Origin of the sequence: Effusibacillus dendaii (genome assembly GCF_015097055.1) — a bacterium.
Classification (GTDB): Bacteria; Bacillota; Bacilli; order Tumebacillales; family Effusibacillaceae; genus Effusibacillus; species Effusibacillus dendaii.
This window is the reverse complement of sequence record NZ_AP023366.1, coordinates 1,789,794-1,805,510: the sequence shown is the minus strand read 5'-3', so window position 1 is coordinate 1,805,510 and position 15,717 is coordinate 1,789,794. Positions and strand designations below refer to the sequence as shown.

Here is a 15,717-nt window from a genome sequence, read left to right as displayed (position 1 = left end):
TTGTGAAACACTTATCCGCCCAAGAAATCCGACAAAAAATTCGGGATGGAGAATGGACAAAACCGACGGCAGGATTGGCCCAAAATAACGCCCAAGCAAATCTGGTAATTCTGCCAAAAGAATTAGCGTACGATTTTCTGTTGTTTTGCCAACGTAATCCAAAGCCGTGTCCCTTGTTGGAAGTCACAGACGTGGGATCGCCAATCCCATATCTGACCGCACCGGATGCAGATCTCAGAACGGATCTTCCCAAGTATCGAATCTATGAATATGGGGAACTGATTGCGGAAGTAACCGATATTACCCAATATTGGCGGGATGACTTGGTTTCATTTTTGATCGGTTGCAGCTTTACATTTGAACAGGCGCTTCTCACGAACAATCTACCGGTACGTCACATTCAGGAAGGCAAAAATGTACCGATGTACAAAACGAATATTTCGTGCCAAAACGCTGGCGTTTTTCACGGTAATCTAGTTGTCAGCATGCGTCCGTTTCAACCCCGGGACGCGATTCGGGCCGCTCAAATCACATCCCGTTTTCCTTCTGTTCACGGAGCGCCTGTTCATATGGGGAACCCTAAGCTAATCGGCATTGATAACCTTGATGAAGTAGATTTTGGTGAAGCAGTGACCCTAAAAGAAAATGAAATCCCGGTGTTTTGGGCATGTGGAGTAACGCCGCAAGCAGTGGCAATGCAAAGCAAACCACCGTTTATGATTACACACGCACCTGGACATATGTTCATTACTGATCAAAAAGACGAGTCATACTCCATTCTTTAGATGATTGTTGGTAAATGGGGGGCGTACCGTAAAGCGTTTGCACTTCTTCGTAAAAATGGTTCCTGTGTTCTGACGGGAGCCTTTTCTTTTGGCTTGATTGTCCGTCAGGACATCACCACTCTGTAAGCGGGCGTATATTTGAAATTCACCCGGAGAAAATACGGGAAACTCGGTAACTGGAGGAATATCAGGTGACAACAAAAGACATTCTGATCGTTGGTTCGTTCGAACAGTTTGTTCAAAATCCGCTGGCACTGCTCGTGAACGCAAGAGAGCGTGGAGACGTCGTCAAACTAATTTCTCCCGACATGGAATTTCCCTATTTACTTTCCAATCCGGATCACATCCGTGAAGTACTGATTGAGAAAAAAGAAAGTTTTATTAAGTCAAAAAATCTGCAAGTTTTGAAAGTAATCGTCGGTGAAGGAATTCTTACAAGCGAAGGAGAACGCCATCGACAAGATCGGCAAATCATGCAGCCGTATTTCAATATCCCGGCATATTAGCATGTATGCACCGACGATGGTGAAAATGGCTGAAACAAGATCCGATACCTGGCAGGATGGGGAAACACGCAATATCACCACCGAGATGATGGAAGTCACGTGGACATCATTACCGATACGATATTTGGCATGACGGTGCACGATGCGGAAGGAGAAGCTGACCTCCGTAACTTGCTGGATTCCCTGCCCCGGATGATTACAGAGAAAGCACGGATGGAAGGGCATGAACCGACAGAGGTTACCGATACGCGTGACCGGGCGGTGAAAGATTCTATCGAAAAGCTCGATCAATTGATGTATAGCATCATTGAAAACCGTCGCCAGAACCCACAGGAGAACAAGCAGGATGTGCTGTCCATCCTGTTGCGTCGGTATGCCGGACAAGCATCTGCGCGACCAAGTGATGACGATTTTCCTGGCCGGTCATGAAACGACAGCCAATACGTTGGCTTGGACGTGGTACCTGCTGTCTCAACATCCGGAAGTTGAAAGGAAATTTCATGAAGAGTTAGAAAGTGTGCTGCACGGTGCCGATCCGACGCCCGATTCGCTGAATGATTTGAAATATACGTATTGCATCGTGCAGGAAGCGATGCGCCTTTACCCAGCGGCCTGGTCAATTGGACGGATTGCGATTGAAGATGTAGAAATCGGAGGGCATACGTTCAAAAAGGCGAGTCCATCATGATGAGCCAGTATGGTCACCTTGTATCCGAAAATCTGATGATGCAAATTCAAAAACGTTAAACCTTAGGTGTCCGCCCTTTTTGCTTATGGGACAAACGCCCAGTGTAAATAGAAGCATACAATAGGGAAAAGTCACAAGGGAGGATGGGATTCCGCTGCTCGTGCTTGACGTGTGGGAACATGCTTATTATGTAAAGTATGCGAACGACAGAAAATCATATATAGATGCCTGGTGGAACGTCGTGAACTGGGATGATGTACGGCAGCGATACGAAAAAGCCCATACGATTGCTTGGGCTGCTTTTTAGTGAAAGGGTGGAGAAGCTCGCAAAAACGATTGATTGGCCAAAAAATGAGGAGGTAGAGCGGGAAAAAAAGCCGCTCTTATTTTTTTGCCTGTTTTCCGACGATTTAGTATCTACCATAACGTTTGACTGTACGGTTTTAAAAATCATAAAATGATAATAACTTCGACCAAGAAAGGATGTACCCCGATGGGAAGTTGTATCGCATAGGCGAGTTGGCAAACGTTGCAAATGTCTCGAAACGAACAATCGATTATTACACGCAACTGGGGTTGCTCACGTATGAAAGGACCGAATCGAATTATCGATTCTACTCGGAGGAAGCGCTGCAGCGATTAAAACTGATCGAGCTGTACAAAAAAGAAAAGCTGTCGTTGGAAGAAATTCGCGCGAGATTGCAGGTGTTTGACGAGCAAAAGGTTTCGGCAACAGACGTGTCCCACAAAATGCACGAGATTTTCGAACAGCTGCATTTGGTCGAGGATCGTCTGCTGGAATTAAAACCGCTGTTGTCAAAATTAAATGAACAGCAGCTAAAGGTTCTCACCAAAACGATGTCGCTCCAATGCGCTACTCTGATTCACACATTAAGTATTCTTTTGGGAGATAACCCATTCAAATAAATTGGGAGGTGGAGTCCCCCATTCAGGGACGACTTATTGGATAATCCGGGTGAAACAGCATTTAACTTACTGGCAGTGCTTTTCCTTGTTTTTCTAAACGGTTTTTTCGTGGCGGCGGAATTTGCGATGGTCAAAATCCGTTCCAGCAGATTGGCTCAATTGGTCGAGGAAGGCAATAAAAAGGCGAAAGTGGCGCAGACCATTACCAACAATCTGGACGCCTATCTTTCTGCCACACAATTTGGCATTACGCTCGCTTCGCTGGGCCTCGGCTGGATTGGAGAATCCGCAATCGCCCACTTGATTGAAAAACCGCTTGCCACTTTGGGAGTTCCCGCATTTGCGGTTCATACAATCGCTTTTGTCATCGCATTCGCGACCATTACGATTCTTCATATTGTTCTGGGTGAGCTCGCCCCGAAATCATTGGCGATTCAAAGGGCGGAAGGAACCGTGTTACACGTTGCAAGACCGATGATTCTTTTTTATAAGGTGATGTATCCGTTTATATGGATCTTAAACGGAACGGCAAACCGGGTCCTCAAGTGGGTCGGGATCCAACCCGCAAAAGAAGGGGAACTTGCCCATACGGAAGAAGAAATCCGAATTCTGATGAACCAAAGTCACCAAAGCGGGTTGATCGACAACACGGAAATGGCCCTGTTCGACAACGTATTTGAATTTTCCGACCGAATCGCAAGAGAAATCATGGTTCCCCGCGTGGATATGATCACAATTGACATCGACGATTCGCACGAAGAGATTATTCAAAAAATCGATCGGGAGCGTCACACCCGTTATCCGGTTTCGCAAGGGGACAAAGACCACATTATCGGATACGTTCACGTGAAGGATCTGTATTTGCAAATGAACCGTCATCATCAGTTCACGATCCAAAGCATTTTGCGACGTGTGATCATGGTGTCGGAAGCGGCTGAGATTAGCGCGGTGTTGAAACAGATGCAGAAAAACGGAACCCAAATCGCTGTAGTCATGGACGAATATGGCGGAACGGCCGGTTTGATTACCACAGAAGACATTATGGAAGAGCTTGTCGGAGAAATCCGGGACGAATTTGACGGCGAGGAGCTACCTGCCGTGCAGAAAACGAAAGACGGTTATTCGGTTGAAGGCCGCGTGCTGCTTGAAGAAATTAACGATTTGCTCGGTACCGATATTGATGACGTGGATGTGGACACGATCGGAGGATGGATGTACTCCATGGTTGCCAAACAACCCGAAAAAGGAGACTCCGCCCGGAAAAGCGGATTCCTCTTCACCATCGAAAAAATGGACGACACGCGGATCGAGCGAATCAGTATTCAACGATTGCCGGAATTGGGACTTGAATCGGTTCCCAACCTTGAGAGAGTTCATTAAAGTCGTGATTTAAACAAATGTTTGGAGGAGGCTGCACGATGTTTTTCCATCCGATGGATTTTCTGATTTTGATTGCGTTTGGACTTTCGATTTGGGCGCAGTTCAAGGTAAAAGGGAATTTTAGCAAATGGTCGGAAGTGCGGGCATCGTCCGGCATGACGGGCGCTCAAGCCGCTCGTACCCTGCTTGACCGTCAAGGTTTGTACGACGTGCCGGTGGAAGTGGTGCCGGGGGCGTTGTCTGACCACTATGATCCGATTTCCCGTACGGTGCGCTTGTCAGAAGACGTGTATTACGGATCGTCGATTGCCTCCTTATCCGTGGCTTGCCACGAAATCGGACACGCGATCCAGCACAAAGTGCATTACCCGATGCTTGTGCTTCGACACAGAATGTTCCCGGTTGTCAACTTTGCGTCCGGAATTGCACCGTTTCTTTTGATGGGCGGATTCTTGCTGCACGCGCTGAATTTAATCGGTCTCGGAATTATTCTGTTCTCGGCAGCGGTTGCGTTCCAAGTGGTGACGCTTCCGGTCGAATTCAACGCAAGTGCTCGTGCGAAAGCGTTGATGATTTCAGAAGGGTTCATCCGCAACGAGGAAGAGCGGGGAGTGAATCAAGTGCTTGGTGCCGCGGCGCTTACTTACGTGGCAGCAGCGTTGATCTCTGTGCTGGAATTGCTGAAATACGTGCTGATTTTCTTCAATCAGTCGAGAACGGAAGAAGACTAACAGGTTTTCCGAATCACACCCGACGGCCAACGTCGGGTTCTCTTCTTAATTGGTCTTGTTGCCGATCCAGTCAAACATCCGCTTCACTGCCGTTTCATGAATCGAGGGTGGGAAAAGATGTCCGTAACCCTGATAGCTATGCAGTTCCACATTGCTCCCAAGTTTTTTCAACTTATTGTACATGTGCAGCCCATGACTGAAATCGACTTGCCGATCTTCTGTCCCATGCATGATCAGGACGGGGCATTGAATTCGTTCTGCCATCAGCAGCGGGGAACGAATCTGGTAAACGCCAGGCATTTTAGCAGGGGAGCCTCCAATTACACGTTTCAACATTCTCCGCAAATCAATCCGCTCTTCATAAGTTTGCGCCAAATCCGATACTCCGCTCCAGAGGATTAATCGGTGTACTTCAGGAATCTCCACGGCAGTAAGCGTAGCGTTGATAGCTCCGCGCGAAAAGCCCATCACCGAAATTCGTTCCGGATTGACGAAGGGAAGACTTTGCAGGAGCCGATAAGCGGCAAGAACATCTTCCTTATCGTCCCCGCCAAATTCATCGCGTCCTTTCCCCCCTTCATTTCCCCGGTAGGAGGGAGCAAAGATAACATGTCCAAAATTGGCGAATTGTTGTATCCAATGAATCTTAACACTTCCGAACTTTCCAATGCCTCCCCGACAGTAAATGAGAGCAGGCAGCTTGAACGATCGAATATCTTTTTTTTCTCGATTGATGGAAGTCGCGATTTCCGTTATAGGAAGATCCGGGTAACCATAAAACTGCCCGATCCAATTTTTTAATACTGAGGCAGGGAGCTCAAACCCATTCGGCAGACTTAGGTACCCTTTCACCTTCAATCCGTTGGACAGGTATGTCACATGATAAATCATACAATCCTTCTTCCGGCTAAGAAGTTTTAAGAAAAAGATAACACAGCATCACGATAGGTCAAAATCCCGGATTCAGTTGTATTGACTAAACTGAAATTTCTGGTTATTATGAGTATACTTAAGTTGAATATTAGGAAACTTTAGTTGAAAAACCTGTCTAGGAGAGTTGAGCATAGGTATGGATGAGAAAAAAATATCGGAAAGAATCAGGCTATTAAGAACTCACTTGAAACTTACCCAACAAGATTTAGCGGATAAATGCGGATATACAAAAGGTATGATATCAAAGATTGAAAACGGACGTATCTCGCTGCCAATCGCAACGTTGTCAAAAATCGCCAACGCTTTAAATGTTAAATTGTCCTGGTTTTTTGAGGAAGAAGGCGAAGATTCGGAACTCATTATAACCAAAAAAGAAGAACGAACTCCTATCGTGTCGAACGTAACCGAGTTTGGTTACTTTTATTATGGATTAGCCAATCGTAAATCATTGGCTAAAATAGAAACGTTTATGGTTATCGTTCCAGAAGTAACGGAGGGAAAGCAACCCTTCTCTCACCAGGAAGAAGAATTCGCCTTTGTGGTAGAGGGAGCCATTGATTTGTATTATGACGGGAAACTGTATCCCTTGGAAGAAGGGGACAGCGCCTATTATTTTGGTGATAAACCTCATATGTTTCTATCTAGAAATAATCAGGAATCAAAAGTTCTGGTTATTATTGTTTCCAATTAAATTGGGCACTTTTGAACCAAATGTCAAATTTACTCCTCAGTGATAGTTTCGCAGAAAGCACATCCAGTAACTCCTTCGAAACCCTTCTTAGAGTCATAAAACGCTTACCTTGTTAACTTCGATTCTATCGTATTTTTTATCTTTGAAATTCAAGAAAATTAAGTATGCATAACAAACAAGATGTCTGAATTATCAAAAAGGAGATGAGATTTACAAGTGAAAAAGGTAAGAATTGGGGCGGGATCAGGATATGCGGGGGACCGTTGGGAACCGGCAATTGAGTTGGTGGAAAAAGGAGATATACAATACTTGGTTTTTGAAGCGCTAGCAGAAAGGACCATCGCGAGAGAGCATCTCGACCGGTTAAGCAATCCTGACAAAGGGTACAATCCTTGGTTGGAAGCACGAATGCGTTCAGTTTTACCGATTGCGAAGCAAAAGGGTGTAAAAATCATCACGAATATGGGAGCCGCGAACCCGGAATCTGCAGCGAAAGTAGTTGCGGAAATCGCTGAAGAATTGAACATAAACAACTTACGAATAGCAGTCGTGATTGGGGACAATGTATCCGATATCGTAAGCGATTTTGAAGATGCCGATATTATCGAAACCGGTCAAAAGCTCTCTACTATCCAAGATAAGATTATATCCGCTAACGCGTACCTGGGTGCAGAGGTAATATCCAATGCCTTGTCCACGGGGGCTGATGTGGTGATTACGGGTAGAACAGCAGACCCTTCATTGTTTCTAGGGGCGATGATTCATGCTTTGGACTGGAATTATAATGATTACCAATTAATCGGTCAAGGATCTGTAATTGGTCATTTAATGGAATGTGCGGGACAAATTACCGGTGGCTATTTTGCTGATCCCGGATATAAGGATGTACCGAATTTGGAGAAATTGGGATTCCCTATCTGTGAAGTGTTTGAAGACGGCTCCGCATTTATCACAAAGGTAGCAGGATCAGGTGGATGTATTACCCCGGCAACTTGTAAAGAACAAATGTTATACGAGATTCACGACCCCTCGAGTTATATAACACCGGATTGTATCGTCGATTTTACGGATGTTGAGTTTATCGAAGTCGAAAAAGATCGTATTCAAGTCATTGGTGGTAAAGGCAAACCCAGGACTTCTACCTACAAGGTAAGCGTAGGTTACAAGAATGGTTATATAGGCGAAGGACAGATGAGCTATGCGGGACCAGGTGCGCTTGAACGGGCAAAGTTAGCGGCACAGGTGGTTGTAGATAGGCTTAAAATCAGGAACGTTGCTTATAAGGATCTCCGGGTAGACTTTATTGGTGTACAGTCTTTGCATGGTGAGTCAAGTAATCCGTTTATAGAGCCTTATGAGGTGCGCCTGCGAGTAGCCGGTCTAACGGATAGCGTTGAAGATGCGAAACTGATTGGCGCCGAAGTCGAAACATTACTTACGAATGGTCCGTACGGGGGAGCCGGAGATTTTAAAAACGTTCGGGAAATTATAGGGGTTCTATCTATCCTTTTGCCACGTGAGCTAGTTAAAACGAGTATTGTTGTGAAGGAGATGATCACAGCATGAAAGTCCGGGAAATCGCTCACTGTCGTGCAGGGGACAAAGGAAATATATCCAATGTGTCGGTGATAGCTTACAAAGAGGAAGACTACGACTTTCTTAAAGAGCATTTAGACGTGGATGTGGTAAGGAAGGCATACGGTGACATTATCCAGGGGAAGGTGGAACGCTATGAGTTACCCAAAATATCCGCACTCAATTTTGTTCTGTTTGACGCGCTTGGGGGAGGTGTTACTACTGCGTTAAACCTGGATATCCACGGAAAAAGCTTAAGTTCCATAATGCTTAACATTGATTTGGTCGATCGATGAAGACAGGCGGATATTGCGGGGACTTTTTGCTTAGGGGGGATTTCATTGTCAAAAACAATTCGTATTGGATCCGGTTCGGCATGGTGGGGGGATCGAATCGAACCGGCGGTTTGGAACGTGGAGAGGGGGAATATCAACTATTTAGTATTTGAGACGATGGCGGAGGCAACCGTTTCCGCCGCCCAAGTAAGACTTCGACGGGACCCTTCTTATTTGGGATACGATACAAACTTGGATGCCCGGTTCAGGGCGGTCTTGCCAACTTGTAAAGAGAAAGGAATCAAAATCATAAGCAACCAGGGGTGGGTAAATCCGGTTGCCGCTTGCCAACGGGTAATCCAATTGGCAAAAGAAATGGGATTATCCAATCTGAAAGTTGCTGCAATTGAAGGCGGAATTGTGACAGATCGGATTCTGGATATTGGAAATACGATTTTGGAGAGCGGAAAGCCTGTAAGTTCGATTTCCGATCCAATTGTTTCAGCCGAAGCTTATCTGGGCGCCGAACCGATTGTAAAAGCATTGCAGTCCGGAGCGGATATAGTGATTACATCGCGGGTAGCCGACCCATCTTTATTTCTGGCGCCCATGATATATGAATTTAATTGGAAGTATGACGATTGGGCGACACTGGGAATGGGGACAGGGATTGGACATCTGATGGAATGTGGCGCTCAAGTAACTGGAGGGTATTTTGCGGACCCAGGTTACAAAGATGTTGAGGAGATTTGGAATCTAGCCTTCCCGATTGTCGAAATCAGCGAAGATGGTACAGCCATCCTGTCCAAAGTGGATGGGACCGGCGGAGAAGTGAGCTTGAGGACATGCAAAGAACAACTTCTGTATGAGGTACATGATCCCGAAAACTATATCACTCCCGATGTCGTGGTTGATTTTACAACAGTTTCATTGCAAGAGATTAAAAAAGATCACGTTATGATTACGAATATTTCCGGTAAGCCCCGAACTCCGTTTTATAAAGTATCAATCGGTTGTGCAGAAGGGTTTATTGGTGAGGATATGTTCTTCTTTGCAGGTCCCGGGTGTTTGAATAAGGCCAAACTGGCAAAGGAAATCTTATTGCGAAGATTTGAAAGAGTGCAGCTTAAGGCGGAAGAGCTACGGATCGATTTTTTGGGAGTGAATGCCATTCATGGGCCTTTATCTCCTGAACCCGAGCATGAACCATACGAGGTTGCGGTTCGCGTTGCAGCCAGAACAAAAACCAAAGAAGAAGCGCTCAAAGTAGGACTGGAAGTTGATAGTATGGCCGTATGCGGTTTGGCGTCAACAGGGAAACGAGTGCCGCACCACGATCGGGTTCGTGAAGTAATAGGAATCTGGTCGACATTAATACCCAGAACGGAAATCCAACCTGTTATTCACATCCGGGAGGTGTAAAAATTGCAGGTACCTCTTCGAAAATTGGCACATTCCCGTACAGGCGATAAGGGGAATGTGGCAAATATTTCAGTTATCGCTTATAAGCCGGAGTATTACCCCGTAATTAAAGAACAAGTCACCGCATCAGTGGTCAAACAAAAATATGAAAAGATTTTAACTGGAGAAGTCATTCGATATGAAATAGATAACTCAACTTTCGCAGCTTAAAAAACTCGATTCACCCTTTACGTTACAGGGATCTCCAACTTAATATTTGCCTGCTTGACAGCAAAAAAACACCCTTCCCGTTTGGTACAATGGAAGTGTCCAGCTTACCATTCCAAACAGAAAGGTGTGTAACTTTATGGTACACCACAACTCTCTGTCCGAAAAGCATGAAGAACGTTTTTCGGCGATTTTCGTAACTTTACAAATCGGCCATTTACTTCGTAAGGCCGGTATTCGTAAATCTTTCGGAATGTCAGCTTTAGACGTATTTCAACTCATTTTCACTCTCGTATTCCAGGGGCGTAATTGGTTTCGTTTACTCGACAGCGATCACCGTTCCTCCTTGCCGGGCAAGGATGTTGTCTATCGCTTTTTGAATCATTCTCGCTTTGCATGGCGGAAGTTTTTACAAAGCCTAAGTCTGAAAATTGTCCAACACTTCGAATCGCTTATTTCTGCCTCTCGGGTTCGTGTATTCATCATTGACGACTCCATCCTACGCCGTGACCGCAGCAAGAAAGCAGAACTGCTGGCACGGGTTCATGACCATACGACGGGACGCTTTGTGCGTGGTTACAACATGCTGACACTCGGGTGGTCTGATGGGTTTAGCTTTGCACCCATCGATTTCACAATGCTTAGCTCCGCCAAATTGACCAACCGTTTCTGTGAAATGAAAGATCGTTTGATCAAGCGTTCGCATGGCTATAAGCGACGTTTGGAAGCGTTCTCCCGGAAACCAGATGCTGTAGTGGACTTGTTGAGGCGGGCTTTAAAAGCTGGATTCACAGCCGATTTTGTCCTTATGGACAGTTGGTTTACCCAAGCCCCGTTGCTCCGTGAACTCATGTCCAAAGGATTGCATGTTATTGGGATGATTAAGGACATGAAGCAAAGATACGTGCTGGACGGCAAACAATTGACATTAAAGGAATTGTATGCCACCCTGGCTAAATCCAAAAAATCGGAAATTCTCGGCTCGGTGATTGTTCAAACGGCTTGCGGTCTGCCGATCAAGTTGGTGTTTGTGCAAAACCGGAACCGACGTCGGGAGTGGCTCGTAATTCTCAGTACGGACTTGGAGTTGGACGAATCCGAGATTGTTCGCATTTATGGAATGCGCTGAAGTATTGAAACTTTCTTCAAATTTACCAAGTCGCATCTGAAGCTGGGAACAGAGTTCCAGGGCCGTTCGTTTGAGATGCTGATTAGCCATACAACCATCGTATTTACACGCTATTTGGTCTTGGAATGGGAGCGTCGCCAACAAAACGATGCACGTTCCTTAGGCGGTCTGTTTTTTCTCTATTCCGATGAAATCCGAAAGCTGGATCTCAAGACGGCTTTACAACAATTGATTGCCTTCTTTCTTGATCTCATAGGGGCTAAACGGAAACGGGAACAGTCTACCGTTTTGAGTCAAGTACAGCAATGGATTTCAGGTTTGCCCAATTATATCAAGGGTTTATTCGCAAAACTTAGCTGCGAAAGTTGAGTATTTAACATCTTACAATGAAAAAGGATTAAAAACTTTCCCCAAAACAGGTTGCACAGTGCTTTTCCGTATCCCGGGAAGCATTGTGCACTTTTTAATCTCCTCGTATAGAATCATCCAGATCAAGTTCATTAGATCATGCAATATGAAATTCGCCCATTTAACCACATGCTAGAGTACACGTTTTGCGGATTGAAGCAAGTCAAGACAGGGTCAATTTTTGCCCCGACCTAAGCTGGTATATAATAAAAGGAAGAAGGTGTAGAAAACCTGTAGAAACTGGGGGGGTTGTGATAAACCACCTTTGGAGGTTGAGGGAAGATGACCGTAAACATTGGACAAGCAGCGCCCGACTTTGAACTGACAGCCAGCGATGGACAGACAGTCAAGTTGTCCCAATTTAAAGGGAAAAACGTAGTGATTTATTTCTATCCGAAAGATATGACACCCGGTTGTACAACAGAAGCGTGTGATTTTCGCGATCATTATAAAAGCTTTGCTGAGGCGGATACGGTTGTGCTCGGGATAAGCCCTGATCCTGTCACTCGCCATCAAAAGTTTATCGAAAAATATGAGCTGCCATTTATCCTGCTGTCGGACGAGAATCATACGGTTGCAGAAATATATGGGGTATGGAAGCTTAAGAAGAACTATGGGAAAGAGTATATGGGAATTGAAAGATCAACGTTTGTGATTGACAGGAAAGGAAATCTGGTTCGTGAGTGGCGGAACGTTCGGGTGAAGAACCATGTGGATGAAGTATTGGATTATGTCAATGAGCATCTGGGCGACTGATGGTGGAATCAGTCGTCGGTGGGAATGCTTCACCTAATGTTGAGCGGAAAGCGGACAGAGTTCTCCCGATTTTGTACAATAGGGGTACGTTGCCAGACATTAACCGGGAGGAGAAACGACCGATGAATGTTTGTCTGATTGCACAACATTACATAACGGTGTGAAAATGCCCTGGCTGGGACTTGGTGTGTGGATGGCCGAGGATGGTGAGGAAGTGGAGAACGCGGTTCGTACAGCGATTGAAGTAGGGTATCGCAGCATTGATACGGCTACTGTCTACAAACTCTATTTGATCCACTGGGCCGTGCCGGACAAGTACAAAGAGACATGGCGAGCATTGGAGAAGCTCTAGCGGGATGGGTATGTACGGGCAATCGGGGTGAGTAACTTTCAAGTGCATCATTTGCAGGATATCCTGGATCATTTTGAAATAAAGCCAATGGTCAACCAGGTGTAGCGGCATCCCCTGTTAACGCAAAAGGAAATTCTTGATTTTTGCAAGCAGCAGGACATTCAAATGGAAGCGTGGTCACCGCTGATGCGCAAGGGAGAACTGCTTGGCAATCCGGTCTTAGTGGAACTGGGCCAGAAATACGGTAAAACGCCGGCGCAGATTGCGATTCGCTGGAATTTGCAGCATGGGGTCGTAACCATTCCCAAATCGGTGCGTGCAGCCCGTATCCGGGAGAATGCGGACGTTTTCGATTTTTCGCTGACCCAGGAAGAGATGCAACAGATCGATGCGCGGAACCAAAACAAGAGAAGTTTTGAATACGATCCTGACAACGTAAATTTCCAAACTATCGCTTGGGTCCGGAAGCCAACTTTTCAATGAGGGAAGTTGGTTTCTTTCGTCAAACATTCAGCAGGAAATTGAGGAATGGAAATGGAAGGGTGCACATAGTACTTTTCTGAAGGGGGTTGTTGAATTTGGAATATCGTCGGCTGGGGAATAGCGGTTTGCAAGTGTCGATTCTGGGACTGGGTACAAACGCGTTTGGATCGCGCGCAGATAAGGAAACCTCGATTCGCATTATCCATCAGGCGCTGGATCAGGGAGTTAACTTTATCGATACAGCGAACATTTACAGTGGATCTGAGTCTGAACGAATTATTGGAGAGGCCTTGACAGGTCGGAGGCATGAGGTCGTGCTTGCGACAAAAGCGGGGTTGGTTCAGAACGATGGCCCCAACGGGAAGGGGTCTTCCCGTTATCACATCATGCAGGAAATTGAAGGAAGTCTGAAACGGTTGAAAACCGATTATATCGACTTGTACCAAATTCATTCCTTTGATCCGAATACCCTGTTGGAAGAGACGTTGCGGACACTGGATGATCTTGTTCGGTCGGGAAAGGTTCGCTATATCGGCGCGTCCAATTACGCAGCATGGGAGTTGATGAAGGCGCTCGCGACGAGCGATCGGTTGAACCTGTCCCGCTATGTTTCAATCCAGCCCTGTTACTCGCTGGCTGATCGAACGATCGAACAGGAATTGGTTCCTTTGTGTCTTGACCAGGGGATCGGCGTGATTCCTTATTTTCCGCTTGCGGGAGGCATCCTGACCGGGAAGTACGCAGCTGGCAGCGCTTCACCAGCCGGTTCGCGCGCCGACAAAGATCCCAATTTTGCAAAACGGCTTGATGCGGAGCGAATCCAATTGGGAGAGCAGGTTTCAAAAATCGCCCGGGAGCTTGATGTATCTCCTTCCGCTCTTTCGCTCGCCTGGCTGATGGAGCAGCCCGTCGTATCCACCATCATCGTAGGCGCAACCCGTGTGGAGCAGTTAGAAGATAACCTGCGCAGCACCTCTGTAAAACTTGCCGATCAAACCATACAGGAGCTGGATCGCATCAGTATGCCGTTCCGTTATGGAGAACCGTTTGCCGTGTATAGGTTGTCGTGATAGATTGTCGCAATATCTCTGGAAGGCGTCCGAAAGGGTGCCTTTTTCTTTTTAGCCCCATATTTTCCTTGATCATCCGCCGTAGGAAAAATTGTTTCACTTCTACGACGGTGTAGCTTTTTTGCGACAGTTTGCGACAGGACATCCCTCCTTTAGCGTTTCTTCATAAGGTTATGAACTGAAAATTATACTAGAAATGCATGTTGGCACGAGTTTTGCTTATAAAAAAGGGCAGCGACAGCTGAATTTAAGAAAGGGGGACTTCTGAATGAGAGCGGTTACATAACGGTTGTTCAATTCTTGAACTTGGATTGAAATTGGGTTATTTGATCCTATTCTTCAAAAAATGAAAAACAATAGGAGGAATGGGCATGTTCAAAACAGCCGACGGAGAAGAGATTTTCGTAATAGACGGTCATATTGCGCTATGGGACGGAAGCCCGGAAAATCAGTTGAACATCCATGGCGCCCAATTTATCAATTGTTTCTATGACTATCATAAGAACCTTAGTCCAGCTGAAAATCTGTGGCCAAAGGATAAGTTTGAAAAATACGATGCGGATACTCTAGTAAATGACCTATTCGTGAAGGGCTATGTAGACATGGCGATTTTTCAGCCTGTCTTCCTGACAGATTTTTATAAAAATGGTTTCGGTGATATTGAAAAGAACGCCGAACTTGCGAAAAAATACCCGGGAAGATTTATTGGCAACGGGACTTTTGATCCGCGTGACGGGGAGCGGGGGCTTGAGTATCTTGAATATTTGGCAGTAAACCACGGTGTTAAGGGGGTGAAATTATATACAGCCGAATGGAGGGGTTCTTCGAAAGGCTATAAACTCACGGATCCTTGGGCGCAGCGGTACCTTGAAAAGTGCGAACAACTGGGAATTGTTAATATTCATGTGCATAAGGGTCCCACCATTACTCCGCTGAATCGGGATGCTTTTGATGTTGCTGATATTGATGATGCGGCCAGCAGCTTCCCGGGTCTGAATTTTATCGTGGAACATTGCGGTCTGCCCCGGTTAGAGGATTTCTGTTGGATCGCCACGCAAGAATCCAATGTGTATGCTGGCTTGGCCGTAGCAATCCCATTCATTCATACCCGTCCTCGTTATTTCGCAGAAATCATCAGTGAACTGTTGTACTGGGTTGGTGAGGACCGAATCTTGTTCGGGAGTGACTATGCACTTTGGGAACCGAAATGGCTGATTGAGAAATTTATGGCATTTGAACTGCCGGAAGATATCCAACAAGAAACAGGGGCTAATTTAACCCTTTCTGTAAAAAGGAAAATTTTGGGCGAGAATGCCGCCCGTTTATATGGTATCGATATTGAAGCCCAGAAGGCCAAAATACGGAGTGACAAGGTCGCAATACGTGGATAATCGGGTTG

General features: G+C 45.9%; 17 protein-coding genes and 2 pseudogenes. 18 read left to right on the top strand and 1 reads right to left on the bottom strand.

Annotated features, from left to right (window positions below; genetic code table 11):
* Nucleotides 1-2: 2 nt before the first annotated feature.
* The 8 genes from skT53_RS09790 (at nucleotide 3) to skT53_RS09755 (ending at nucleotide 5,017) form a co-directional block, all read left to right on the top strand.
* On the top strand, nucleotides 3-785 hold the full coding sequence (locus skT53_RS09790; RefSeq protein WP_200756406.1) for a putative hydro-lyase: 783 nt from the start codon (nucleotides 3-5) through the stop codon (nucleotides 783-785).
* 191 nt (nucleotides 786-976) lie between these two features.
* Entirely contained in the window at nucleotides 977-1,291 is a 315-nt protein-coding gene (locus skT53_RS09785; protein WP_200756404.1) for a cytochrome P450, read from the top strand.
* Nucleotides 1,292-1,390: 99 nt separating this feature from the next.
* On the top strand, nucleotides 1,391-1,720 hold the full coding sequence (locus skT53_RS09780) for a cytochrome P450 family protein (RefSeq protein WP_200756400.1): 330 nt from the start codon (nucleotides 1,391-1,393) through the stop codon (nucleotides 1,718-1,720).
* A complete protein-coding gene (locus skT53_RS09775) occupies nucleotides 1,695-1,979 on the top strand; it encodes a cytochrome P450 (RefSeq protein ID WP_200756399.1) in 285 nt (94 codons plus the stop codon). The genes skT53_RS09780 and skT53_RS09775 overlap by 26 nt, the downstream gene beginning before the upstream one ends.
* 148 nt (nucleotides 1,980-2,127) lie before the next feature.
* A complete protein-coding gene (locus skT53_RS09770; RefSeq protein ID WP_200760943.1) occupies nucleotides 2,128-2,286 on the top strand; it encodes a Fe-Mn family superoxide dismutase in 159 nt (52 codons plus the stop codon).
* Between the two features lie 194 nt (nucleotides 2,287-2,480).
* Nucleotides 2,481-2,906 (top strand): MerR family transcriptional regulator, encoded by a 426-nt coding sequence (locus skT53_RS09765; RefSeq protein WP_226375170.1) that lies wholly within the window; start codon nucleotides 2,481-2,483, stop codon nucleotides 2,904-2,906.
* Between the two features lie 36 nt (nucleotides 2,907-2,942).
* On the top strand, nucleotides 2,943-4,286 hold the full coding sequence (locus skT53_RS09760) for a hemolysin family protein (RefSeq protein WP_200756392.1): 1,344 nt from the start codon (nucleotides 2,943-2,945) through the stop codon (nucleotides 4,284-4,286).
* Between the two features lie 38 nt (nucleotides 4,287-4,324).
* Complete coding sequence (locus skT53_RS09755; protein WP_200756390.1) at nucleotides 4,325-5,017, top strand: zinc metallopeptidase; 693 nt, start codon at nucleotides 4,325-4,327, stop codon at nucleotides 5,015-5,017.
* A 45-nt stretch (nucleotides 5,018-5,062) separates the two neighbouring features.
* Here skT53_RS09755 and skT53_RS09750 read toward each other — a convergent pair whose 3' ends face one another.
* Nucleotides 5,063-5,908: an alpha/beta hydrolase family protein gene (locus skT53_RS09750; protein ID WP_200756388.1), complete on the bottom strand. Its 846-nt coding sequence runs from the start codon at nucleotides 5,906-5,908 to the stop codon at nucleotides 5,063-5,065.
* 178 nt (nucleotides 5,909-6,086) lie between these two features.
* On the opposite strand from skT53_RS09750, the gene skT53_RS09745 reads away from it, so the two are divergent.
* From skT53_RS09745 to skT53_RS09700, 10 genes and pseudogenes are all read left to right on the top strand, one after another.
* Nucleotides 6,087-6,641, top strand: coding sequence for a helix-turn-helix domain-containing protein (locus skT53_RS09745; RefSeq protein WP_200756386.1), 555 nt, complete (start codon nucleotides 6,087-6,089; stop codon nucleotides 6,639-6,641).
* 216 nt (nucleotides 6,642-6,857) lie between these two features.
* The gene (locus skT53_RS09740) at nucleotides 6,858-8,207 is read left to right on the top strand and encodes an acyclic terpene utilization AtuA family protein (protein WP_200756384.1); all 1,350 of its coding nucleotides are present in this window, start codon (nucleotides 6,858-6,860) and stop codon (nucleotides 8,205-8,207) included.
* Nucleotides 8,204-8,512 carry an AtuA-related protein gene (locus skT53_RS09735; RefSeq protein WP_200756382.1) on the top strand — a complete coding sequence of 103 codons (309 nt, stop codon included), beginning with the start codon at nucleotides 8,204-8,206 and terminating at the stop codon, nucleotides 8,510-8,512. Before skT53_RS09740 ends, skT53_RS09735 begins: the two co-directional genes overlap by 4 nt.
* 45 nt (nucleotides 8,513-8,557) lie before the next feature.
* Nucleotides 8,558-9,913: an acyclic terpene utilization AtuA family protein gene (locus tag skT53_RS09730; RefSeq protein ID WP_226375169.1), complete on the top strand. Its 1,356-nt coding sequence runs from the start codon at nucleotides 8,558-8,560 to the stop codon at nucleotides 9,911-9,913.
* Between the two features lie 3 nt (nucleotides 9,914-9,916).
* Nucleotides 9,917-10,123 carry an AtuA-related protein gene (locus skT53_RS09725; RefSeq protein WP_200756380.1) on the top strand — a complete coding sequence of 69 codons (207 nt, stop codon included), beginning with the start codon at nucleotides 9,917-9,919 and terminating at the stop codon, nucleotides 10,121-10,123.
* A 136-nt stretch (nucleotides 10,124-10,259) separates the two neighbouring features.
* Nucleotides 10,260-11,618: pseudogene (locus skT53_RS09720) on the top strand (IS4 family transposase).
* Nucleotides 11,619-11,939: 321 nt separating this feature from the next.
* Nucleotides 11,940-12,413 carry a thioredoxin-dependent thiol peroxidase gene (gene bcp / locus skT53_RS09715; RefSeq protein WP_200756379.1) on the top strand — a complete coding sequence of 158 codons (474 nt, stop codon included), beginning with the start codon at nucleotides 11,940-11,942 and terminating at the stop codon, nucleotides 12,411-12,413.
* Between the two features lie 166 nt (nucleotides 12,414-12,579).
* A pseudogene (locus skT53_RS09710) lies at nucleotides 12,580-13,248 on the top strand (aldo/keto reductase).
* A gap of 95 nt (nucleotides 13,249-13,343) precedes the next feature.
* On the top strand, nucleotides 13,344-14,318 hold the full coding sequence (locus skT53_RS09705) for an aldo/keto reductase (protein WP_200756377.1): 975 nt from the start codon (nucleotides 13,344-13,346) through the stop codon (nucleotides 14,316-14,318).
* Nucleotides 14,319-14,689: 371 nt separating this feature from the next.
* Nucleotides 14,690-15,709: an amidohydrolase family protein gene (locus tag skT53_RS09700; RefSeq protein ID WP_200756375.1), complete on the top strand. Its 1,020-nt coding sequence runs from the start codon at nucleotides 14,690-14,692 to the stop codon at nucleotides 15,707-15,709.
* Nucleotides 15,710-15,717: the final 8 nt, after the last annotated feature.